We start from the raw sequence: 21079 nt of genomic DNA, 5'->3' as shown, positions 1-21079 counted from the left end.
CATGTCGTTTGGTCAGTTTGTTGCCCTGATAAGTTGTGTGCTGTCGATGGGCACCATTGCGGTCACCTATTGGGTCGGCACCCATGCGGGTACGGCCGAGCTGTGCAATCCCTTCTTCGACGGTTGTACCGACATTACCCACACGGGCATGAAAGGCGACGGTGGTTTTATTTTCCGCGGTGGCATGATCGCCGCCAGTGCCTTTTTTATTGTCTGGTGGCAGGTCATGCGCGTCTGGCTGAGCGGTTTCAGTCATCGTCATGCGCTGACGGTCATGCAGTTTTTCGGTGTGCTGGCGGCGCTGGGTCTGCTGGCCGGAACCGCTGTGCTGCTGCCTGAAAAAGCCGACACCCGCTGGGATGTGCATGTGCGCGGCGCCAACCTGTTCTTTCAGGGCATGCTGTTTGCCCTGACCATCAATTATGTGCTGATTTTCCGCGCCCGCCGCGCCGGGCTTATGGTGCCGTCCTTTATCGCCAAGACTGCCGTGGTGGCTGTGCTGTGGCTGATGTTCGCGGGCTTTGCCGGTGTAACCGTCGGCGTTGAGATGAGCCATGGCAAGCGCATCATCGAGTGGTGGGCCACCCTGTTCATCGGCGTTTATTTCCTGACTTCGTACTGGGACTGGAAACACGTCCGTCTGGTGAGTCAGGCGCACAACTGACCGGCGTCATGAATCGGCGAATTGCCGATCGCGCTGGCCGTTTCATGGGCGTATGCTGGATCTCCGCACAATCAATAACAACAGGAGTGACCCATGCCCATATCTCAGGATCTGGTTCATGAAATGACGCTGCTGGCGCAGTTTGATCTGCACAGCATGCAGCAGGGCATTAAAGTGCACACCGATGCCGGTGATTCTATGATTGCAGCCGCGCGGCGCCTGCACGATAAAGGTCTGATCGACCGCGATGATGGGGGTTATCTGACCAGTCTGGGTCACGATGCCGCAGAACACATTCAGAACCTGCTGCAGATTCTGAAAACCTGATCTCCAATCCCAAGCTGAACAGCGGGGCGTTAAAAATCGCCCCACTGATACTGAAAGACACTCAGTGCCGCCAGTGCGGCGGTTTCTGTGCGCAGAATGCGCGGCCCTAAGGTCAGACCGGCAAAGCCTGCGTTGACCGCCTCCAGCACTTCCATTTCACTGAATCCACCCTCTGGTCCGACCAGCAGAGCCAGGCTCGCCGGCGTGGCGTAATCACGCAGCGGCTTCTGGTCGTGCGGGTGCAGAATCAGGCGCAGGTCGGCGTTGCTGGCTTTTGCCCAATCGGCGAAATACACAGGTTCATGAATCACCGGGATGCGGTTGCGGCCGCTCTGCTCGCAGGCGCTGATGGCCACCTTCTGCCAGTGCTCCACTTTTTTATCGAGGCGTTCGCCTTTCAGACGCACTTCGCAGCGTTCACTCCACAGGGGGGTGATGTCGCTGATGCCCAGTTCGGTGGCTTTCTGAATGGTGAAATCCATGCGGTCGCCTTTGGACACCACCTGTCCCAGATGCAGGTGCAGAGGCTGTGCCGCGTCGGAGCGCAGAATATCGCCGACCAGCACGTCGGCGCCTTTCTTACTGACATTGCACAATTCACCGGCGTACTCATGACCGTCGCCGCAAAACAGACGCACGCTGTCGCCGTCGGTGAGGCGCAGCACGCGCACCAGATGGCCGGCCGCCTGATCGTCCAGCGTGAAGCGCAGTCCGCTGTGGAGTGGCGTCGGGCAGTAGGTACGTGGGCCGGTGCTCATGCAGTGTGTCCTGTGGGCGTGAAACGGAAAGCCGCATGATAACAAAAAGGCGGCGGCCGACGCAGAGGCCGCCGCCGTGAATCAGAAGGGCGTTCGGATGGTGCGCAATCAGTGATCGCGCAGATGGCGCAGGGTGCGGCTCTGCAGCTGGAACAGGTGCTGAATCAGCAGCTCCTGTTCGGCTTCTTTCAGGTCTTCAAAATTCACCCGCACCAGCCACGGATTTTCCGGGTCCGGTACTTTTTCGACGCCAATGATATTGCCGGCCAGCGCCAGCACCGCGTTGGACGGTTTCAGCTGCAGGTTAAACAACAGGTGTGATTGTTTGCTCAGATCGACATTGGTGCTGAACGCCATGCCACAGGCGCTGAGGTTCACCCGCACGCGGGCTTCGGTCGACGACAGCGCCAGTTCCGGATGGGCTTCGCTGTCGCCAATCAGCAGATTAATTTTGCGGTTGAACAGCTCCATCAGGTGGCCCAGGGTCGGGTGCTGTGAACGCAGCTGGTGGAGCAATGCGCCGATTTCCTGTTCCAGTCCCTTCAGCTCGCTTTTCTGCAGTGTCTGATGTTCTTTCCAGTTGGCGAATTCTTCTTGCGTGATGGCGCGGAAATCCATCACCACTTCGTCATCCAGGCGGAAAAACCGGCGTCTTTCTTCCATCTATGCGTGTCCTGTTCAGAAAATCTCGTTCGGCTTTAACTCGAAATCTTCCGGCTTGGCGTTCAGGGCGTCTTGCACCTGAGCGTCACCGGTTTCAATTTCCGGTTTTTCGTCGTCATCATTTTCACTGGTGCGCAGAATGATGATTTCCACGCGGCGGTTACGTTCGCGCGATGCCGGGTCGGTATTCGGTACCAGCGGCATGGTGTCGGCGTGGCCCACGATCTGGAAGCGCTTTTCATCCATTTCCGGTGCAGCGAATAACTCCTCAGCAAACGAGGCTGCGCGTGCGGACGACAGCGTCCAGTTCGAGCGGAACCGCCCGCCGCTGAGCGGAATATCATCGGTGTGACCTTCCACCGAAATACGCCCGGGAATGGTCACCAGCACGCTGCGGATTTTGTCGATCACCGGCAGGAATTTATCGTCGATGTAATCCGAGCCCGATTTAAACGCACCACGCTGCTGAATGCGGATAATGATTTTCTTGCCCACGGTTTCAATTTCGACCTGTCCCTGCGCAATTTCATTTTCCAGCTTGGCGGCCATTTCCATGGCTTCGGCTTCGGTCTTTTTGTTTTCGATGTCTTCTTTCGGCACCACAATTTCGCGGGTCTGCTGACCCTGTTCGCCCTGACGTTCAGTTTGTTGCTGCACTTCGTCCTGACACAGGACTTCCAGCGAACTCTTGGTGATGTCCGAGGTTTTCTGGCGCACTTCGTTAATCGGTGTTGGTTCCGGAATCGACGGGCTGAAATGACGGGCAATCACGCTGGTGCCTTTCGGTGGATCACTGACGTTCACCACGGTCTGCACGCCGAATGCTTCTTTCAGCTCACCGGCCAGACGTTTGAATTTCAGCGCGTCCATTTCAGAAAACGACAGCAGCAGCACGAAGAAACACATCAGCAGCGACATTAAGTCGGCGAAGGTGTTTACCCAGCCAGGTATCGCGGGACAGGGGGGACAGAGATCTTCATCATCCATAATTTAATCCGCCGATACCTTACGTTTGCCTTCCTGAATGTAGGCCTGCAGCATAGATTCAATCACGCGCGGGTTCTGACCACTCTGAATGGCCAGCAGGGCATCAATAATCATGGTTTTCAGCCGGTCTTCCTGCGCTTTACGCAGACCCAGCTTGTCGGCAATCGGCATGGCGATCAGGTTGGCAATCATGGCGCCATAAAGGGTCGTCAACAGTGCTACCGCCATCGCCGGGCCAATGGCTTTCGGGTCGGACATGTTGGCCAGCATGGCCACCAGACCAACCAGAGTACCGATCATGCCCATCGCCGGGGCGATGTCGCCTAAATTTTTGAAAATAGAAATGCCCAGATCATGGCGCTCACTGGCCTGACGCAGTTCTTTGCTCATTAACGTGCGCACCACATCCGGGTCGTGACCGTCGACCAGCAGTTGGATACCTTTGGACAGGAAGTCATCGCTTACTTCCTTACCTTCAAGTGATAGCAGGCCGCCTTTGCGCGCCAGACCGGCCAGCTCTACCACCTCTTCAATGATGGTTTCGGGTTTGCTCATTTTGAAGGAGAAGGCTTTGATGGCAATTTTGACCGCACCGAGAAACTGGCCCAGTTCAAATTTCATCATTACGGCGAACAGACCGCCGCCCACCACAATCAGGACGGATGGGATATCCACGAACATACTCAGATCGCCGCCCAGAACCATGGCCATGATGACCATGGCGAAACCGCCGACTATCCCCACTATCGATGCGAGATCCACACTGGCTCCTTGCATTGTACCTTCGCTTAATGACTCTGAGTGTAGTCAAACATTTGTGATCTTCCTGTGCCGGACGCCTGCATTGACGAATTTGTTGATAGGTCGCAATGGCACTCGCCTTGACCCTCGCAGGCTCTGGGTTTAGTGTGGCCGCACCCTGACGGAGCCCCCTATGACCGACGCAAAAACCCCCTTTGATTTCGAGACCGCGCTGAGCGAACTGGAGCAGCTGGTTGTGCAGATGGAACGCGTCGACCTGTCGCTGGAAGAGTCCCTGCAGGCGTTTGAACGGGGTATTCGTCTGACCCGCAACTGTCAGCAGGCGCTGGCCACCGCTGAACAGCGCGTACAGATTCTGCTGGAACAGAACGGCGCCAGCGTGGCACAGCCGTTTGAGTCCGGGGAATAAGCATGCGTGAGGCGTTGAAGGTCATTCAGCAGCGCACCGAAGATCAGCTGCGGGCCGAACTGGCGCAACTGGCGCTGGCCGATGCCCGTCTGGCCGATGCCATGATGTACGGCGTGCTCAACGGCGGTAAGCGTCTGCGGCCGTTTCTGGTATACGCCACCGCCGAAGCGCTGGGTGGTTCGCGCGAGCAGGCCGATGCTGCCGCCGTTGCCATCGAAATGGTGCACAGCTACAGCCTGGTGCACGACGATCTGCCGGCCATGGACGACGACGATCTGCGCCGCGGCAAACCCACCTGCCATATTGCCTTTGACGAAGCGACCGCCATTCTCGCCGGTGATGGTCTTCTGACCGCCGCCTTTGAAGTGCTGGCCAAGGCGCCGCATCAGAATGACCGTCAGCGCCTGACTCTGATTCGTCTGCTGGCCAACGGCGCCGGTGGTGCCGGCATGGTGGCCGGGCAGAGCATCGACCTTGGCCACGTCGGCAAACAGATGACGCTGCAACAGCTGGAAAACATGCACCGGCATAAAACCGGTGCCCTGATCCGGGTGTCTGTGCAAATGGGCGCAGCCGCTGTGTGCGACACGCTGGCGCCAGCAACGGAACAGGCGCTGATCGCTTATGCCGATGCTGTCGGCCTGGCCTTTCAGGTGTGGGATGACATTCTCGACATCGAGGGCGACACCGCTGTGCTGGGCAAGCAGCAGGGCGCCGATCTGGCGCTGAACAAGCCGACTTATCCGGCGCTGCTGGGCCTCGAAGGCGCACGCCGCAAGGCGCAGGAGCTGATTGCCGATGCCCACGCCGCACTCGCCAGTGTGCCCGGCGACACCCGTCTGCTGGCCGATCTGGCCGACTACATCATCAGCCGCGATCACTGATCCGGCCTGTCTGACCGCCGCCGCCGCGGCTGCGGCGCTACTCATTACCGGCAACAGCCGGTAGAATGCTCCCCTTTTTCACGGACGGCGGTTTCAGATCGTCCGGTATCCAATGCACCGAAGTAGCTGATGACACTGACTGATATTCCGGCCTCAAGGCCCAGTACCCCTCTGCTGGACAGCATTGATTCTCCGGCCGATCTGCGTGATCTGGAGCCAGAACAACTGCCGCAACTCTGTGCCGAGCTGCGTGAGTTTCTGGTGTACAGCGTGGGTCAGTCCGGTGGTCACTTTGGTGCCGGTCTGGGGGTGGTCGAGCTGACCGTGGCTCTGCACCACGCCTTCAACACGCCGGACGACCGTCTGGTGTGGGACGTGGGTCATCAGGCGTATCCGCACAAAATTCTGACCGGCCGCCGCGAGCAGCTGCCGCTGATCCGCAGTGCCGAAGGCCCGGCCGCGTTCCCGCTGCGTACCGAAAGCGAATTCGACACCTTCGGCGTTGGGCATTCCAGTACCTCCATCGGCGCCGCGCTGGGCATGGCACTGGCCGCCCGGGCGCAGAAAGTCGACCGTCAGGTGGTGGCCGTCATCGGCGATGGTGCCATCACCGCCGGTATGGCGTTTGAAGCCATGAACCACGCCGGCCATGAAAAGGCCGATCTGCTGGTGATCCTCAACGACAACGACATGTCGATCTCCAACAACGTGGGTGCGCTGAACAAATACTTCACCCGCATCTGGTCAAGCCGCACCTACGCCGCGCTGCGCGAAGGCAGCAAGCGGGTGCTGGAAAAGATTCCGGCGGCGTGGGAGTTTGCCCGCCGTACCGAAGAGCACATGAAGGGCATGGTGGCCCCGGGCACTCTGTTTGAGGAACTGGGTTTCAACTATTACGGCCCGATCGACGGTCACGACCTCGATGAGCTGCTGCTCACCCTCGAAAACCTGAAAAAGCTCAAAGGCCCACGCTTCCTGCACGTGGTAACGCGCAAGGGCAAGGGCTTTGGTCCGGCCGAAGAAGACCCGATCAAATACCACGCCCTGAAAGGCGCCAAGGCCGCTGGCGGGGCGAAAAAGCCGACCTACTCCAATGTGTTTGGTCAGTGGCTGTGTGACATGGCCGCCGCCGACGAGCGTCTGATGGGGATTACCCCGGCCATGCGTGAAGGCTCGGATCTGGTGCGTTTCTCTGAGCTGTACCCGGAGCGCTACTTCGACGTGGCCATTGCCGAACAGCATGCGGTTACGCTGGCGGCGGGTCTGGCCTGCGACGGCTGCAAGCCGGTGGTAGCGATTTACTCGACCTTCCTGCAGCGCGCCTACGATCAGCTGATCCACGACGTAACCCTGCAGGATCTGGATGTGCTGTTTGCCATCGACCGTGCCGGTCTGGTGGGCGAAGACGGCCCGACCCACCACGGTGCTTACGACCTGAGCTATCTGCGTTGTGTGCCGAATCTGGTGGTGATGACGCCATCCGATGAAAACGAATGCCGCCAGATGCTGTACACCGGCTACATGCACAAAGGCCCGGCGGCGGTGCGTTACCCGCGTGGTTCGGGCACCGGCGCTGAGCCTGACTTCGATATGCAGGCACTGCCGCTGGGCAAAGGCGTGGTACGCCGTCAGGGCAATGCTGTGGCCGGCCAGCGCGTGGCGCTGCTGGCCTTCGGTGCGCCGCTGGCGGAAGCTCTGGTGGTGGCCGATCAGCTGGACGCCACCGTGGCTGACATGCGCTTTGTGAAGCCGCTGGACGATGCGCTGGTGGCGGAACTGGCAGGCAGCCACGATCTGCTGGTGACGCTCGAAGAAAACGCCATTATGGGTGGCGCCGGCAGCGCCGTGCTGGAATCGCTGGCGGCGGCGGGTATTGCCTGCCCTGTGCTGACGCTGGGCATTCCTGACCGTTACATCGAACACGCGTCTCCCGCGCAGCAGCAGGCCGATATCGGCCTCGACGCCGCGTCCGTACTGGCGGCCATTCAGGCCCGCCTGTAAGCCGCACGCGCGGCGGGCTGGATCCCGGCGCGCGCCTCCCTTCTTTCCGATCCGGATTTAGGTGCTTTACTTACAGAGCACTCTGCAGCTGCGGAGTGATTGTCTGTTGAGTGAGGAGCCTGATGCGCCGCTATCTCATCCTGATCATTCTGGTCGTTCTGGCCACCGCCGCTGCGGTGTACGACGGTGTGCTGCGTTTTGAAAAAGACCGCATCCGCAATGTCAGCGACCATCTGCTGGAACGCGTTTACAGCCGCTCCATGCGCGAGTTCTACACCCTGCTGGCCGATGCCCGGCTGGTACTGGAGCAGGGCGGTGGTAACTATCAGCTGCTGACGCTGCAGCAGAGTTCGCCGCTGTCGCCGTTTCTGGATGCCGCCGACGACCCGCAACTGCTCGCTCAGCCCGGCGACTGGCAGGTGCGTCTGGGTCTTGAAGAGCTGAACGCTGACATTTCAGTCAAGGGCAACGCCACCGGCGATTCCGGCCTGCTGCTCGATCTGTATTCCCGCTACGGCAAACAGCACCTGTACCTGCGCATCGATCTGCAGAACTGGATGGCGCAGACCACCGACGATCTGGGTCTGGGCATGATGCCCTGGCGGGTGAACTGGCGTGGTCATACCCTGCCGCCACAGGCTGGTGGTACGAATGCCCTGATGACGCTGTTCAGCGATTTTCTGGTGCCGGAATTCAGCCTGTACCTGAGTCACGAAGAAATCGAAGGCCTGTTCCATGCACGTACCGAAGCTGTGCTGATGGCGGCTCTGGTGGCCATTCCCGAGCTGTTGCTGCTGTTGTGGCTGTGGCGCCAGTATTTCCATGGCCGTTCACTGGAGCGGGCGCTGGAGCGCTCCAATCTGGATCTGCGCCAGCAGCGTCATCAGAACCAGCTGCGCTCACGCATGCTGCAGCACGCCTCTGAACAGGTGAAAGGTCTGAATCAGGATCTGGAGCACGCACGCAAACGCATGGAGCTGTCGGAGCGGCTGGCGGCGCTGGGGGAAATCTCGGCCGGCATTGCCCACGAAATTAATAACCCGGTGGCCTACAGCCTGAGCAACATCCGCACCCTGAGCGAAGACGTGTCGGTGCTGGCATCGTTTATCCGCCGTCTTGACGAAGCCAGTGATCAGCTCGATCCGAAATCGCCGTTTTATCTGGAGCTGGCCGCCGCTTACCGCTCGCTTGAGGTGGGCGACGCACTGGCCTCGGCGCCGGACCGCATCAAAGACGCGACCGAAGGCATAGAGCGGGTCGGCCGCATTATTCAGGACATGCGCAAGCTCAGCCGCGGCAGCAACGAAGACCGCACGCTGGCCGATCTGAGCAGCCATCTGACCAGTGTGATCAACATTGCCCGCAGCCGTCTGAAGGGCAACATCGAATTCGTCACCGATCTGGTGGAACTGCCGCCCATTTACTGCAATCCGTCCCAGGTCGGGCAGGTGGTGCTGAACATTCTGGTGAATGCAATTCAGGCCATTGGCAACGACCGTGGCTGCGTGACGCTGACCGAATTTCTGCACCAGCACGAGCTCGAAATCCGCATCTGTGATGATGGTCCGGGCATGAACGAGGCTGTTGCCGCCCGCGTGTTTGAGCCCTTTTTCACGACCAAGGCCGAAGGCGAAGGCACGGGCATGGGGCTGGCTTTGTGCTATCAGTTAATACAGGCGCACGAAGGGCGCATCGATCTGAAAACAAAACCCGGCGAAGGCACCTGCTTTTCTATCTGGCTGCCACTGAATGCTCAGAACGCCGGCGCAGGAGACGAGACACATGCTGAGTGAAGGTTATGCAGAACGGGAACGTGAAAAGCACGGACGCCTGCTGATCGTAGACGACGAAGAGGCCGTATTACAGGCACTGCGCCGGCTGTTTCACCGTCAGTACGATGTGGTGACGCACACCAGTGGTGCGGCGGCTCTGGAGCAGTTAAAAACCGAGTCGTTCGACATGATCATTTCTGACATGCGCATGCCGGCTATGACCGGGGCGGAGCTGTTGAAAAACTGCTTTGAGCTGTACCCGGCCATGATCCGCGTGCTGCTCACTGGCTACTCCGATCTGGAGTCGGCCATTAAAGCCGTTAACGAAGGCAATATTTACCGCTACATCTCCAAGCCCTGGGACAACGATCAGCTGCGTGCACTGGTTGCCGAGGCCATTGATACGCGCGACCTGAAATCGGCCAACGAAAAACTCAATGCGCGCATCGTGGAGCAGAATCAGGAACTGGAACGCCTGAACCGCGAGCTGCAGGTTAAATATCAGGAAAAATCCAATCAGGCGGGTCAGGCAGAAGAGAAACTGGCCGACGCCTACCGCTCGCTGCGGCAGGAATTCAACAGCATGGTGCACATTCTGGTGGGCATCATGGAGCGCCGTAACGGTGAAGAAAAAGGCTCGTCGGAAAAACTCGCGCGCCTGGCCAAAGAATTCGCGGAGTTTGCCGGCCTGCAGGGGCAGCAGATTCAGGATGTGTATTACGCCACCCTGCTGAAAAACATCGGTAAAGTGCAGTTACCCGATACCGTACTGGATAAATCCATCGCCCAGATGAGTACTGGCGAGAAGCAGGAATTTGCCCGCTTTACCATCAACGGCCAGACCACCCTGATGCTGCTCGAACCTTTGCAGCACGCGGCCAATATTATCCGCTCACACATGGAATTGTTTAATGGCAAAGGCTTTCCCGACAAGCTGGTGGGCGAAGCCATTCCGAAAGAAGCGCGCATTCTGCGCATCGTCAGCGATTACGCCGAAATTCAGCGTGAACACAACTTTTTAGGTGAAGCGCTGGATGAAGAAACGGCGCGGGCTTATCTGCTGAAAATGGCCGGCCAGCGCTACGACCGCCAGTTGGTGGATGTGTTCATGGAAGTGCTGAATGAATACGAAAGCGACGTTGGTTCCAACAGTGAGCGCATTCCGATTCACGACGCGCGGGTGGGCATGGTGCTGAGCGGTAACCTGTTCAGTCCGGCTGGCGTGGTGCTGTTGTCGGAAGGCACAGAGCTGACCGAACGCCACGTCGCCAAACTGCAGGCCATTCAGCGGCAGTACGAAGGCCACGAAATGCGTCTGCATGTGCGCCATGAGAAACACGGCGACAAAAAGTAGGTGGGCCTGAAAGCCTGAAGCGAAAGCTCCGGGCCAAAACCCAGAGACAAGACCTCGGGCCAAAACATCGGGCCAAAACATCGGCCCAGAACCGAAACCGCAGAAACAAAAACAGCCTCCGATGAGGCTGTTTTTGTTGGTCGATGCGGAACCCTCGTCCGGCGTTATACGTCGCCGTCTTCGTCGTCCTGATGGGTTGGCAGGCCTTGCGGCGGCACATCCAACGGCAGGAAATGGCCCAGTTTCGATGCTTTGGTTTTCAGGTAGCCATCGTTGTGCGGGTTACGGCCCACTTGCAGCGGTACGCGTTCGACCACATCCACGCCGGCACCCGACAGCGCTTTCACTTTACGCGGGTTGTTGGTCATCAGGCGGATGGCCTTAATACCCAGATGGTCCAGCATCGGCTGACACATGCTGTAGTCGCGCATGTCGGCGCCAAAGCCCAGACGTTCGTTGGCTTCTACGGTATCGGCACCCTGATCCTGCAGGTTATAGGCGCGGATCTTGTTCAGCAGACCAATGCCGCGGCCTTCCTGGCGCAGGTACAGCACCACGCCACGGCCGGCTTCCGATACCGAACGCAGGGCTTCTTCCAGCTGATAGCCGCAGTCGCAGCGCATGCTGAACAGGGCATCGCCGGTTAAACATTCGGAGTGGGCGCGGGCCAGTACCGGCTCACCGCTGCCAACGTCACCCATGGTCAGCGCCACATGTTCCTTACCGGTTTCACTGTCCTCAAAGCCATGCATAGTGAACACACCGAAAGGCGTGGGCAGTTTGGATGAGGCGATGTAGTTAATACTCAATGGGAGTACTCCGGGGTAAAACAGGGCGCGTATTCTAGCAGCAGTTGCGCGGCACTGACTAATCGGAAACCGGGTGCAAATCCGCCGACACTGCCCGGCCATCCTGACAGGATAGACAAATCACCGGCACAGAGCCGGTGTGATGCGCGTTCCAGAGCCCTTCGTATGCCGCCGGGCGCTGCAGTAGAATCCTGCGCTGAACAATGAATACAGGAATAAAACCCAATGATCTGGCTGATTCTGCTCGTTTTGCTGGTGGCTGTGCTGGTCGGCCCCTGGTACTGGATTCAGTACGTGCTGCGCCGCCACAGCGGCGTGCGTGACGACTATCCGGGTACCGGCGGCGATATGGCGCGTCATCTGCTCGACAAGCTGGGTCTGGATCAGGTAGGGGTAGAAGCAACCGACGCCGGTGATCATTACAGCCGGGCGGCCCGTTGTGTGCGTCTGACCGCCGATAAGCTGGACGGCAAAAGCCTGACGGCGGTAGTGATCGCGGCGCATGAGGTTGGCCATGCCATTCAGCATGCGCGTGGGGAAGCCTTGTTCCGCGCCCGCGGTACGCTCGATGTGCTGGCCATGCTGCTGAACCGCATTGCTCCTATCGCACTTTTGCTTGCCCCTGTGCTGGTGGGCTTGTGGCCGGTGGCGGGCCGTTTATCGCTGCTGGTGGCGGTGGGCGCCATGCTGGTCAGTACGCTGGTGCATCTGGTGACGCTGCCGGTGGAATGGGACGCCAGCTTTGGCAAAGCCCTGCCGTTATTGCGTGATGGCGGCTATCTGGATGAGCAGGATATGCGCCACGCCAGAACCATCCTCACGGCCGCCGCCTTTACCTATGTGGCGGCGTCACTGATGAGCATGCTCAACGTCGGCCGCTGGTTGCGTCTGCTGCGACGCTGACCGCGAAGCACTGACGCAGGCCGGCGCCCGTGTTACCGTGTGCGGCATGGATGTAGTCAGGGCAGCGAGCGCCATATGAACAGGTCGGCATGGCCGTTAAAGCGGATTTTTTTCAGTCTTTTTCTTTTCGGCGCCGCGTCGCCGGTTTGGGCGGCCTGGCCTGAAATCTCCGGGTTGGCTGCTTTGCTGCAAAGCGAATGGCAGCAATTGCACGACGCCTTTCATCGTCTGCTCAGTGCCTGGGATTTATTACTGCACGGCATCCCTGCGGGAGAACGTACGCGGGTTATTCTGCAAAGTGGCTTGCCGTTAGTGCTGCTGTTTCCCGCCCGCTGGCTGGCCAAGCATTTTGCCCACCTGCTCACCGGAGCGCTGGCCGGCCTGCACAACCGTCTGATCAGTGGCAGCATCCGCCATCAGGGGCTGCGTGCGCTGGCGCGTTTTATTTCGGCCATTACCCCGCTGTTGCCCTGGTTATTGCTGTTATGGCTGAGCCTGTATCTGCCGCAACCCGCGGAGGATGACAGCGGGCACGAACTGGCCGGCATCGGCGGTGCCTTGCCTCTGCTGTTGCAGGTGTATTTCCTGTACGTGCTGGTCAAACTGGCCAGCGAATGGTTCCTGATGAGCGTGTGTCAGGGCGCAGGTCTGTATCTCAATGGCGAGGGTACAGCGCGCCTAGAGCAACGCACGCGCGCGTTTACCTCCTGGTTATTACTGCCCTGGGTGCTGATTGCACTGGCCGACTATTTATTTCATCACTCTGTGATCAGCCAGCTGGTGGGCGCGTTTGTGTGGCTGTTCAGCTGGGTGGTTATCAGCTACCTGCTGCAGTTTTACCGCGAAGAACTGGTGCTGAATTTAAAGCGCCTGCTGCCGGAAACGCTGGACCCAGTTGTCGAAAAAGCCGGCAGCGGACGGCTGATGATTCTCACCCTGCCGTTGTGGGTGCCGTTTAATTTAGTGCTGTTTCTGAAAGCCTTTATTGCGGACCTTCTGTCGGAATTCACCTGGTATCAGAAACTGAATGCGCGCTGGTTCCGCATGAAAAATCAGGTGGCCGACAATGATGATGAAGACAATGGCGAATGCACCGACGACAATTACCTGCGCTGGTTTACCGCCAATGGCGACTGGGAATACCCGATCATCGACACCGGCCTGAGCAGCGCCGTACGCAAGCATTTCGATACCTGGAACAGCGAGCGCAGTGATGAAAATGTGCTGCTGATTACCGGCGAACCCGGCATAGGTAAAAAGTCCGCCGCCAAACGTTTTGCCAATGCCATCAGTAATGATCTGCAGTTGCAGCAAAGTGAACAGCGGGTGGATGTCCGTTTACTCGATGTGCCGGCCAAAACCACCGGTGCGGATGATCTGCACCGTTTGTTGGGCAACGCGCTGGGGCTGGATTTAACCAATGGCCCGCTGGCGCTGGCTGAGCAGGATGAAGCCCTGCCGCCCACTGTGATCATTCTGAACGACGCCGAAAATTTATTTCTGGCCGACGTCGGTTGCCTCGATGGCTGGCGCGCACTGCTCGCGCTGACCAATGCCCGCGTGCAAAACCTGTACTGGTTAATTGTGATTAATAACCAGAGCTGGGCGTACTTATGTAATGTATTTGGCCGCGATTATCAGATGCGCAACGTGGTGCGCGTCAAACGCTGGACGCAGGCAGAAATCCGCTCGCTGATTCTGTCGCGCAATCAGCAGAGCGGTTATCGCCTGCAGTATGACGATGTGCTGATCGATACCCGCACTCACGCATCGGCCACGGTGCGCAACGCCGAACAACGGTATTTCAGCCTGCTGTGGGACGCCTGTCATGGCATTCCGGTCACGGCGCTGATGCTGTGGAAGGAATCGGTCACCACCCACCGTGGCGTGGTGACCGTGAGTATTCCGCGCCTGCCGACCGGCGCCCGGCTGGAAAAATCCGGTCCGAAAATGATGTTCGTATTTGCCGCGATTGTAACGCACGGCAACCTCACCACTGGCGAGCTGATGCGGGTGACGAATATGCCGGAGAATGTGATCCGCTTTATTGTTAAAACCGCGCTGGAAGGCGACATGATGGAAAAGGGCGCCGATGGCCGCTATCGCATTACGGCGCTCTGGTATCACACCGTCGTGAGTACCCTGAACAGGATGAACATGCTCAATGAATGAAACCAACGGTCTGGTCGACGGCCTGCTCAGCATTGCCGGCATTTTTAATTTTTACGCCATTTTTTTGCTGATCTTAGGCGGCTTTGCCCTGTGGGGGCTGGCGCAGGGGCTGAATAACGTCAGCGGCCGCTTAATGGAAAAAATACCGGCGCGGCGTTTTCTGATTCTGCAGATGTCGACCCTGCTGAGTTTTGCTCTGTATATTTTCGGTACCGTCGGCCTGTTTCTGGCGGTACTGCAACCGCCGAAAGAACTGGTGTTTGCCGCCGCGGGTTCCGTTGCGGTGGCGCTGGGTTTTGCGTTAAAAGACATCGCCGCCTCATTAGTCGCCGGCATTTTGTTATTGTTCGACCGCCCGTTCCGCGTAGGCGACCGTGTCAGCTTTGGCGACACCTACGGCGAAATTGTGTCCATCGGTTTACGCACCGTGCGCATGGTCACCCTCGACGACAATCTGGTGACCATTCCCAATTCGCGCTTTATTACCGACGTAGTGGCCTCGGGTAATGCCGGTGAGCTGGACATGATGGTGGTCACCGATTTTCATCTGGCCCTCGATGCTGATCTGGCCGAAGCGCAGAAACTGATTGAAGAAGTGGTGGTCACCAGCCGCTACGCGTATCTGAAAAAGCCGGTGGCCTTTACCCTCGAAGAAGTGGAGGTTGCCCGCGCGCTGGCCATTCGCCTGCGGGTAAAAGCCTATGTGCTGGATGTGCGCTACGAAAAGGCCTTTCAGTCCGACATAGTGCTGCGTGGCACGGCGTTGCTGGCTGAGCATAAGATTGCCCGGCCGAAACCGGCGCTGGCCGTCTGAACCTTAATTTATTGCTGTAAACGGTTGTGCTATGACGCTCGAATTTACCTATCACCCGGCTATTATTGCCGGTGAAGACAGCCCGCAAACCTTTAGCCTGTATTTTCTCGGCGAGCGCCTGATACTGCCAAAGGGCGTAATGGCCGATGCGCTGCATCAGCTGCCGTGGACGCAGGATTCCGTCAGTGCAAAGCCGGTCCTCGAACTGGTGCTGGGCGACGTCAACGGTCAGGCACTGCGAGTGGTGGAATTAGCAGAAATACCAGAAGGCTATGAGGAGGTGAGCCTGCGCGATTATCTGCTGGCCAGCAATGAAGACACCTTCCGCGTGGTCAATGCGGCGGCACAGTTGCGCTATTGGCGCAGCACCCAGAATTTCTGCTCTCGCTGTGGCACTGGCTTAACGCCCATCGCCAATGATCGCGCACTGGTGTGTCCGTCATGCAGCTACCGTTCGTACCCGAAAATTTCCCCGTGCGTGATCGCCGTGGTGCGCAAAGGCCGGCAACTATTACTGGCCAATTCCAACCGTCACCGCACGGCTATGTACTCCTGTCTGGCCGGATTTATTGAAGCCGGCGAAACCGCTGAAGAAGCACTGGTGCGCGAAGTGTTTGAAGAAGCCGGTATTCAGGTTAAAAACCCGCAGTATCTGGTGTCTCAGGCCTGGCCATTTCCACACCAGCTGATGCTGGGCTATTTGTGCGAATACGACAGCGGTGAACTTAATATCGATACTACCGAGCTGAACAGCGCCGACTGGTTTGATATCGATGATCTGCCACTGCTGCCGGCGCCGCAGACGGTAGCGCGTAAGCTGATAGAGGCAGCGGCAGATCGGGTGCGCACCGGCGTTTAATAGTCCGCAATATTTATGTGCGGCTGATCGACACGCCGCCATCCGCTAACAGGGCAATACCAGTTGAAAAACTGGAATCGTCGGATGCCAGATAAAGCGCCGATTTTGCAATTTCTTGCGGCTGCGCCAGTCGTTTAAGAGCGTGCAGGTGTTCGACAAATGCGCGCGCCTCCGGAGTGGCGGTGGCCTCTTGCCCCATTGGGGTGTCGGTGCCGCCCGGCAACAGCGCATTCACGCGAATGTGGCTGGGGGCGCATTCGCTGGCCAGCGCTTTGGTCAGCCCAATGATGCCGGCTTTGCTGGCTGCATAGGCCGACATCCCGGGCAAACCGACGGTATAACCCACAAACGACGACACAAATACCAGCGAACCACCACCGGCTGCCCGCAACGCCGGTATCTGATATTTAGCGCCGAGAAAGGCACTGCCTAAATTGGTATTCAGAGTGTGTGCCCAGTCGCTGACCGACAAATCTTCAATCGGCCGTGCTGCACCGAGCGTACCGGCGTTATTGACCGCTATGTGCAGCGCACCGAACGACTTCTGAGCAAATTCGACCACCGCCCGTGCGGTGTCTTCATGACTGACATCGCCGGCATAAGCAACGGCGTGACCACCGGCGCTGGTGATGTCGTTAATTAATGCCTGTAATTCATGCTCACGCCGGGCAACGGCGACCACGTTCGCCCCCTGTTCGGCGAATAGCAGCGCTGTTGCCCGGCCAATGCCGGAGCTGGCGCCTGTAATAAGGGCGGTTTTTCCACTGAGCTTTTTCATACTGAATCCTTGTTACCAGTTGGTTGAAAGACTCAGGCAGTGTGCGGACGACGCCGGGAGTATTCGACCCGGATCTTGCTGACAGTGATGCGTTCTATTTCAGGTGGCTGACGGAAAATGGAGACTAGGCGACGGTGTGTTATCGGCTTGTTCACACACCGGGTGATATTGTGCTGTATTGCTTTCTCAGGCCTAGATGCCGTGCACCGTCGGCCTGAGTCTGCGTCGGCGGTTATTCAGGAACGTGGCAGACGGCCTCGATATTGTGACCATCGGGGTCCAGCACGAACGCGCCATAATAATTCGGATGGTAATGCGGGCGGATGCCGGGTGCACCGTTATCACGGCCACCTGCCTCGAGGGCTGCGCTGTAAAATGCATCGACCAGCGCGCGGGTGGGAACCTGCAAGGCTACGTGCACAGGCGTGTTGGTGGCTTTGCCCTGGCTGATCCAGAAATCGGGTTTGTTGGCTTCACCGAATCCGGCGACATGGGTTGTGCCTGTCACGGACGCGGGAATCTCCATCATTAATGCGTATCCCATGGCCGATAAAGCGCGGGTATAGAATGTCTTACTCTGTTCGAAATCGCTTACCACTATGCCGATATGATCAATCATCTGGGGCTCCTCCCTGACGTGTTGGCGTCTCAGGCTTTTCTCGCTGTTGTCATTAAACCTATGTTAAGCAGACAGATTTCAGGATGGGTCAGAATTCTGCCGGATTATGATGGTTAGAAACGGCGCGCCTGTGGAAGGTCAAATAACGTCATTAACTCTGGTTGTCTTCAACCAATCACCAGCAAAGAGGCCTGCAATACCAGCCAGCCGAATAAACCGGCAATCACGTCGTCGATCATAATGCCGAAGCCACCGTGTACTTTGGCGTCGAGCCATTTAATCGGCCAGGGTTTAAGAATGTCGAAAAAGCGGAACAGCACAAAGCCGTACAGCAGCCAGGCCATGTCAGTGAGCAGGTCGCCGCTGTGTGGCAGCCACAACAGGGTTATCCACACGCCAATCCATTCGTCCCAGACAATACCGCCGTGGTCGTGTACGCCTAAATCGCGTGAGGTCAGTTCGCAGATCACTACGCCTAAAGCAAAGCCTGCGATCAGAATGCCAAGATAGGGCAGGGTGGGCATGCCCTGCAGCAGAAACCACCAGAATGGCAGGGCGGCAATGGTGCCGAAGGTGCCGGGGGCTTTAGGGGCCATGCCGGAACCTAAACCAAAGGCGAGCAGATGAATGGGGTTGGCTAAATTCGGGCGGATTTTTCCGGTCACGGCGCGGCTGCCTGGTAATTAATTCGCCGCGGATAATAACAGTCGTGACGGATTAATTTCCATGATGGTCACGTCTTGCTGACCCAGCCGCACGCCTTTAAGCCAGCGCCGGCCAAAGCCCGGCATATAGTCCTGTTGCTGATCGTCGGTTTGCCCCGGCGTGCAGGCAAATACTTCGCCGACGTCGTCTACTTTCAGGCCCAGAATCTGCTCGGGTGAGACCTGCAGCATGATAACGGTCGGACGCACCTGACTGGTGATCATAGTGCGCGCATCCTGAAATAAATTACGCAGACGCACCAGCGTGCTGAACTCGTGTTCGGCCAGCGTGGCCAGTGCCTGTTCGGCCTGGCCCTTTTCAGCCTGATCCAGCAGTTCACTGGCCAGTGCATGCAGGCGGTGATGCGGTTCGTGAAAGCGTTGCAGCAGGGATTCGAGTTGTTGGTTATCGGTGTGGAAGTCGTTAATCCACAGGCCAAAGGCACACAGTTTGGGGTCGCGCTGGCCGGCAAACGGCTGGCCGGTTTGCAGCGCCTGCCGCAGTTTTTCCAGCCAGCTGATGTGGTCTTGCTCGCGGGCATCCAGCAGGGCCAGTAATTCGCGGTTTTGCGCGCCTTCCGACGACTGATTGAGCAGGCGCGCCAGCGACAGAATCACGCAGGCGCGGCCGTCGTATTCCACCATGGCGAACTGATGACTGTTGCCGGTGGCCACCTGTGTAGGGGTCAGGGCATTTTCAGCGGCAATAAAGCGCACGGTGTCGATGGGCACGGCGAAGTGCTGTTTGCGGTGACGGAAGCTTAAGTAGTCCATGTACGGCGATTCCTGGCGGGCTGCCCAGACAGTATAGATGCCTGTCGCTATCCCGCCGTAAAGCCGTTGGCCGGGCTGTCACACGCCTCTGGTGGCGTAAGCCGATTGCCTCAGCCGATGGTCAGCACCAACCGTTCCGGACCCTGATAATGCCAGGCCTGTGTCACCTCCGAGAGCGGCATGGCGCGGGTAGCAATGCTGAGCCCGGCCGGAACCGCCCACTGCATCACATCGGCAATGGCCTGCATCAGTTGTGCATTGCTGACGCTGCCGAGGCCGGAGCCACTGAGCATCAGATTTTTCGAGCGCAGGATGCCGGCGTTGAGCGCAATGTCGGCGCCGGCCAGCGAGCCTATGTTCACAAAGCGCAGCGGCTTCGGTGTTTTGGGAATGGCGTTCAGCAGGCAGGCGGCCGGTGCGCCCCATAAATAGTCGAGCACGATATCGACCTGGTATCGGGTAAGGGCTTCTGCGAAGGCTGCGGTCAGTTCTGTCTCGCTCTGATTCAGGTTCACAAACGCATCGGCGCCCAGTGCCCGCAGTTCGCTTTCAACCGCTGCGCTGCGTGCCGTGGCGATGATGTGGCCGGCGCCCATATGGCGCGCCAGCTGAATCGCCAGCCGCCCCGAGGTTCCTGCGGCACCGTTGATCAGCACGTTGTCGCCCGGCTGGAAACCGGCGCGGTAACGCAATGCAGCCACCGATGACATGGCGGGATTCCCCAGTGCGGCAGCGGCAATATCGTCCAGCTCGTCCGGCACCGGCACACACAGCCCGCGGGCGACGGCCACCTGTTGCGCCATGCTGCCATTGCTGCGCGGGAAGGCGAAAAACACGCGCTCGCCGTCCGGTGTTATGCCAACGCCATCCACGCCCGGCACCGCAGGTAAGGTCTGGTCGCTGCTGTAATGACGGCCGCTGGCTTTGGCGCGCACCAGCTGACTCAGCGCTGCGGCGGTCGGGCGCAGCAGGATTTCGCCGGCAAGGGCTGCCGGGGCGGCAAATTCACCCACAGCGGGTGGCTGGTTAAAGTCGGTGACGAGGGCGGCGAGCATGGTCGGGGCGGATGTGGTCATGGTGGTCTCCGGGAAAACGAATCTGGATACAGCGGCGGGTGACGGGTAGCCGAGCCGGTTCCGTCTGAATCCTGTCGCTGAGTCTGCTCAGTTTGCCCTAAACTGATTGGCGTACTTTTCATAAGCAGACAACTTATGCAGGAAACCCGACAAGACTGGCAACGGGTGCCGCTGATCACCCTGCCTGCCGGCAAACCCGTGCGCCCGGTCAGTGTGCTGTATCGCCAGCTGGCGCCGCAGACCGTGGTGGCGGCGCATTCGCACAACTGGGGGCAGCTGGTGTACTGCAGCTCTGGGGTGCAGGACGTGATCACGCCGCAAGGGCGTTATCTGTTGCCGCCGGATCTGGCGGTGTGGGTGCCGCCTAATATGGCGCATGAAATCTCGACGCTGTACGGCGCCGAAATCGCCAGCATTTATGTGCTGCCGGACGCCATGGAAGGGCTGTCGGCCGACAGCCGGGTGCTGCAGGTGAGCCCGCTGCTGCGCGCCCTGATTCTGGAAGCTTTGCAGCTGCCCGCCGATTACGACTGGCTGAGCCCGGCCGGCCGCCTGTTCCGTACCCTGCGCGATCAGATCGCTGCTGCGCCGCCGGCGTCCCTGTATCTGCCGCTGCCGGTGGATCCGAGGTTGCGCACCCTGTGTTATCAGCTGGAACAGGACCCGTCGTTGCCCTATACGCTGGCGCAGTGGGGGCAGAAGGTCGGGGCGTCGGAGCGCACGTTACAGCGCCTGTTTGCGCAGGAAACGCACATGAGCTTTCAGCAATGGCGCCAGCAGCTGCGCCTGCAGGCGGCGCTGAAGCGGTTGGTGGGCAGCCGCGATGCGGTAACCACCATAGCCGCCGATCTGGGCTACGAGTCGGCATCGACCTTTATCAGCATGTTCCGCAAACAATGCGGTATGACGCCGGGGGAATACCGTCAGTCGCTGCAGCGCTGACGGCCGGTGTTGTTCTGAAGGAGACGTTCAGTCTGAAAAAGACAGACG

At 58.8% G+C, this 21079-nt stretch carries 22 protein-coding genes; 12 read left to right on the top strand and 10 right to left on the bottom strand.

Going from position 1 to position 21079, the window contains the following annotated elements; all coding sequences use genetic code 11:
- Position 1: 1 nt before the first annotated feature.
- Both ACQUQU_RS14340 and ACQUQU_RS14335 read left to right on the top strand, forming a co-directional pair.
- Positions 2-664 (top strand): hypothetical protein, encoded by a 663-nt coding sequence (locus ACQUQU_RS14340; RefSeq protein ID WP_430460388.1) that lies wholly within the window; start codon positions 2-4, stop codon positions 662-664.
- A 93-nt stretch (positions 665-757) separates the two neighbouring features.
- Positions 758-991 (top strand): TIGR02647 family protein, encoded by a 234-nt coding sequence (locus ACQUQU_RS14335; protein WP_430460387.1) that lies wholly within the window; start codon positions 758-760, stop codon positions 989-991.
- Positions 992-1020: 29 nt separating this feature from the next.
- Here the strand turns inward: ACQUQU_RS14335 and ACQUQU_RS14330 are convergent, their stop codons facing one another.
- From ACQUQU_RS14330 to pomA, 4 genes are all read right to left on the bottom strand, one after another.
- A complete protein-coding gene (locus ACQUQU_RS14330) occupies positions 1021-1749 on the bottom strand; it encodes a 16S rRNA (uracil(1498)-N(3))-methyltransferase (protein ID WP_430460386.1) in 729 nt (242 codons plus the stop codon).
- Between the two features lie 108 nt (positions 1750-1857).
- Positions 1858-2412 carry a PilZ domain-containing protein gene (locus ACQUQU_RS14325; RefSeq protein ID WP_430460385.1) on the bottom strand — a complete coding sequence of 185 codons (555 nt, stop codon included), beginning with the start codon at positions 2410-2412 and terminating at the stop codon, positions 1858-1860.
- A gap of 15 nt (positions 2413-2427) precedes the next feature.
- Positions 2428-3399, bottom strand: a complete 972-nt coding sequence (locus ACQUQU_RS14320; protein ID WP_430460384.1) for a flagellar motor protein MotB — start codon at positions 3397-3399, stop codon at positions 2428-2430.
- Positions 3400-3402: 3 nt separating this feature from the next.
- Positions 3403-4161, bottom strand: coding sequence for a flagellar motor protein PomA (gene pomA / locus ACQUQU_RS14315; RefSeq protein ID WP_430460383.1), 759 nt, complete (start codon positions 4159-4161; stop codon positions 3403-3405).
- A gap of 172 nt (positions 4162-4333) precedes the next feature.
- Between pomA and ACQUQU_RS14310 the strand changes: the two genes are divergently transcribed.
- The 5 genes from ACQUQU_RS14310 to ACQUQU_RS14290 all read left to right on the top strand — a co-directional run bounded on the left by ACQUQU_RS14310 (position 4334) and on the right by ACQUQU_RS14290 (position 10581).
- Positions 4334-4570 (top strand): exodeoxyribonuclease VII small subunit, encoded by a 237-nt coding sequence (locus ACQUQU_RS14310; RefSeq protein ID WP_430460382.1) that lies wholly within the window; start codon positions 4334-4336, stop codon positions 4568-4570.
- Between the two features lie 2 nt (positions 4571-4572).
- The gene (ispA, locus tag ACQUQU_RS14305; protein WP_430460381.1) at positions 4573-5454 is read left to right on the top strand and encodes a (2E,6E)-farnesyl diphosphate synthase; all 882 of its coding nucleotides are present in this window, start codon (positions 4573-4575) and stop codon (positions 5452-5454) included.
- Between the two features lie 129 nt (positions 5455-5583).
- Complete coding sequence (gene dxs / locus ACQUQU_RS14300; RefSeq protein ID WP_430460380.1) at positions 5584-7455, top strand: 1-deoxy-D-xylulose-5-phosphate synthase; 1872 nt, start codon at positions 5584-5586, stop codon at positions 7453-7455.
- A gap of 122 nt (positions 7456-7577) precedes the next feature.
- Complete coding sequence (locus ACQUQU_RS14295) at positions 7578-9248, top strand: sensor histidine kinase (RefSeq protein WP_430460379.1); 1671 nt, start codon at positions 7578-7580, stop codon at positions 9246-9248.
- Positions 9238-10581 (top strand): HD domain-containing phosphohydrolase, encoded by a 1344-nt coding sequence (locus tag ACQUQU_RS14290; protein ID WP_430460378.1) that lies wholly within the window; start codon positions 9238-9240, stop codon positions 10579-10581. The genes ACQUQU_RS14295 and ACQUQU_RS14290 overlap by 11 nt, the downstream gene beginning before the upstream one ends.
- 164 nt (positions 10582-10745) lie before the next feature.
- On the opposite strand, the gene ribA is transcribed toward ACQUQU_RS14290, so the two are convergent.
- Positions 10746-11390: a GTP cyclohydrolase II gene (gene ribA / locus ACQUQU_RS14285; protein WP_430460377.1), complete on the bottom strand. Its 645-nt coding sequence runs from the start codon at positions 11388-11390 to the stop codon at positions 10746-10748.
- Positions 11391-11615: 225 nt separating this feature from the next.
- On the opposite strand from ribA, the gene ACQUQU_RS14280 reads away from it, so the two are divergent.
- The 4 genes from ACQUQU_RS14280 to nudC all read left to right on the top strand — a co-directional run bounded on the left by ACQUQU_RS14280 (position 11616) and on the right by nudC (position 16138).
- Complete coding sequence (locus tag ACQUQU_RS14280) at positions 11616-12293, top strand: zinc metallopeptidase (protein ID WP_430460376.1); 678 nt, start codon at positions 11616-11618, stop codon at positions 12291-12293.
- 174 nt (positions 12294-12467) lie between these two features.
- A complete protein-coding gene (locus tag ACQUQU_RS14275) occupies positions 12468-14465 on the top strand; it encodes an ATP-binding protein (protein ID WP_430460375.1) in 1998 nt (665 codons plus the stop codon).
- The gene (locus tag ACQUQU_RS14270; protein WP_430460374.1) at positions 14458-15279 is read left to right on the top strand and encodes a mechanosensitive ion channel family protein; all 822 of its coding nucleotides are present in this window, start codon (positions 14458-14460) and stop codon (positions 15277-15279) included. The genes ACQUQU_RS14275 and ACQUQU_RS14270 overlap by 8 nt, the downstream gene beginning before the upstream one ends.
- 31 nt (positions 15280-15310) lie before the next feature.
- A complete protein-coding gene (nudC, locus tag ACQUQU_RS14265; RefSeq protein ID WP_430460373.1) occupies positions 15311-16138 on the top strand; it encodes an NAD(+) diphosphatase in 828 nt (275 codons plus the stop codon).
- Positions 16139-16151: 13 nt separating this feature from the next.
- On the opposite strand, the gene ACQUQU_RS14260 is transcribed toward nudC, so the two are convergent.
- The 5 genes from ACQUQU_RS14260 to ACQUQU_RS14240 all read right to left on the bottom strand — a co-directional run bounded on the left by ACQUQU_RS14260 (position 16152) and on the right by ACQUQU_RS14240 (position 20089).
- On the bottom strand, positions 16152-16916 hold the full coding sequence (locus ACQUQU_RS14260) for an SDR family oxidoreductase (protein WP_430460372.1): 765 nt from the start codon (positions 16914-16916) through the stop codon (positions 16152-16154).
- A 232-nt stretch (positions 16917-17148) separates the two neighbouring features.
- A complete protein-coding gene (locus ACQUQU_RS14255; protein ID WP_430460371.1) occupies positions 17149-17535 on the bottom strand; it encodes a VOC family protein in 387 nt (128 codons plus the stop codon).
- 167 nt (positions 17536-17702) lie between these two features.
- On the bottom strand, positions 17703-18131 hold the full coding sequence (locus ACQUQU_RS14250) for a phosphatidylglycerophosphatase A family protein (protein ID WP_430463042.1): 429 nt from the start codon (positions 18129-18131) through the stop codon (positions 17703-17705).
- 87 nt (positions 18132-18218) lie between these two features.
- Positions 18219-19013, bottom strand: coding sequence for a CZB domain-containing protein (locus tag ACQUQU_RS14245; RefSeq protein WP_430460370.1), 795 nt, complete (start codon positions 19011-19013; stop codon positions 18219-18221).
- Positions 19014-19123: 110 nt separating this feature from the next.
- Positions 19124-20089, bottom strand: a complete 966-nt coding sequence (locus tag ACQUQU_RS14240; RefSeq protein ID WP_430460369.1) for a quinone oxidoreductase family protein — start codon at positions 20087-20089, stop codon at positions 19124-19126.
- A gap of 135 nt (positions 20090-20224) precedes the next feature.
- On the opposite strand from ACQUQU_RS14240, the gene ACQUQU_RS14235 reads away from it, so the two are divergent.
- Positions 20225-21031 carry an AraC family transcriptional regulator gene (locus ACQUQU_RS14235; RefSeq protein ID WP_430460368.1) on the top strand — a complete coding sequence of 269 codons (807 nt, stop codon included), beginning with the start codon at positions 20225-20227 and terminating at the stop codon, positions 21029-21031.
- Positions 21032-21079: the final 48 nt, after the last annotated feature.

This window comes from Thalassolituus sp. LLYu03 (genome assembly GCF_050507655.1).
In the GTDB taxonomy this organism is placed as follows: Bacteria; Pseudomonadota; Gammaproteobacteria; order Pseudomonadales; family Oceanobacteraceae; genus Venatoribacter.
This window is presented reverse-complemented; position numbering and strand designations above follow the sequence as displayed.

Excerpts from the sequence above, each read along its gene's own strand:
- ispA (WP_430460381.1), top strand. The coding sequence starts at position 4,573 with ATGCGTGAGGCGTTGAAGGTCATTCAGCAGCGCACCGAAGATCAGCTG.
- ACQUQU_RS14330 (WP_430460386.1), bottom strand. The coding sequence starts at position 1,749 with ATGAGCACCGGCCCACGTACCTACTGCCCGACGCCACTCCACAGCGGA.
- ACQUQU_RS14295 (WP_430460379.1), top strand. The coding sequence starts at position 7,578 with ATGCGCCGCTATCTCATCCTGATCATTCTGGTCGTTCTGGCCACCGCC.
- ACQUQU_RS14250 (WP_430463042.1), bottom strand. The coding sequence starts at position 18,131 with ATGGCCCCTAAAGCCCCCGGCACCTTCGGCACCATTGCCGCCCTGCCA.
- ACQUQU_RS14340 (WP_430460388.1), top strand. The coding sequence starts at position 2 with ATGTCGTTTGGTCAGTTTGTTGCCCTGATAAGTTGTGTGCTGTCGATG.
- ACQUQU_RS14325 (WP_430460385.1), bottom strand. The coding sequence starts at position 2,412 with ATGGAAGAAAGACGCCGGTTTTTCCGCCTGGATGACGAAGTGGTGATG.
- nudC (WP_430460373.1), top strand. The coding sequence starts at position 15,311 with ATGACGCTCGAATTTACCTATCACCCGGCTATTATTGCCGGTGAAGAC.
- ACQUQU_RS14335 (WP_430460387.1), top strand. The coding sequence starts at position 758 with ATGCCCATATCTCAGGATCTGGTTCATGAAATGACGCTGCTGGCGCAG.
- ACQUQU_RS14235 (WP_430460368.1), top strand. The coding sequence starts at position 20,225 with ATGCAGGAAACCCGACAAGACTGGCAACGGGTGCCGCTGATCACCCTG.
- ACQUQU_RS14245 (WP_430460370.1), bottom strand. The coding sequence starts at position 19,013 with ATGGACTACTTAAGCTTCCGTCACCGCAAACAGCACTTCGCCGTGCCC.
- ACQUQU_RS14290 (WP_430460378.1), top strand. The coding sequence starts at position 9,238 with ATGCTGAGTGAAGGTTATGCAGAACGGGAACGTGAAAAGCACGGACGC.
- ACQUQU_RS14260 (WP_430460372.1), bottom strand. The coding sequence starts at position 16,916 with ATGAAAAAGCTCAGTGGAAAAACCGCCCTTATTACAGGCGCCAGCTCC.
- ACQUQU_RS14320 (WP_430460384.1), bottom strand. The coding sequence starts at position 3,399 with ATGGATGATGAAGATCTCTGTCCCCCCTGTCCCGCGATACCTGGCTGG.
- dxs (WP_430460380.1), top strand. The coding sequence starts at position 5,584 with ATGACACTGACTGATATTCCGGCCTCAAGGCCCAGTACCCCTCTGCTG.
- ACQUQU_RS14255 (WP_430460371.1), bottom strand. The coding sequence starts at position 17,535 with ATGATTGATCATATCGGCATAGTGGTAAGCGATTTCGAACAGAGTAAG.
- ACQUQU_RS14280 (WP_430460376.1), top strand. The coding sequence starts at position 11,616 with ATGATCTGGCTGATTCTGCTCGTTTTGCTGGTGGCTGTGCTGGTCGGC.
- ACQUQU_RS14310 (WP_430460382.1), top strand. The coding sequence starts at position 4,334 with ATGACCGACGCAAAAACCCCCTTTGATTTCGAGACCGCGCTGAGCGAA.
- ACQUQU_RS14270 (WP_430460374.1), top strand. The coding sequence starts at position 14,458 with ATGAATGAAACCAACGGTCTGGTCGACGGCCTGCTCAGCATTGCCGGC.
- ACQUQU_RS14240 (WP_430460369.1), bottom strand. The coding sequence starts at position 20,089 with ATGACCACATCCGCCCCGACCATGCTCGCCGCCCTCGTCACCGACTTT.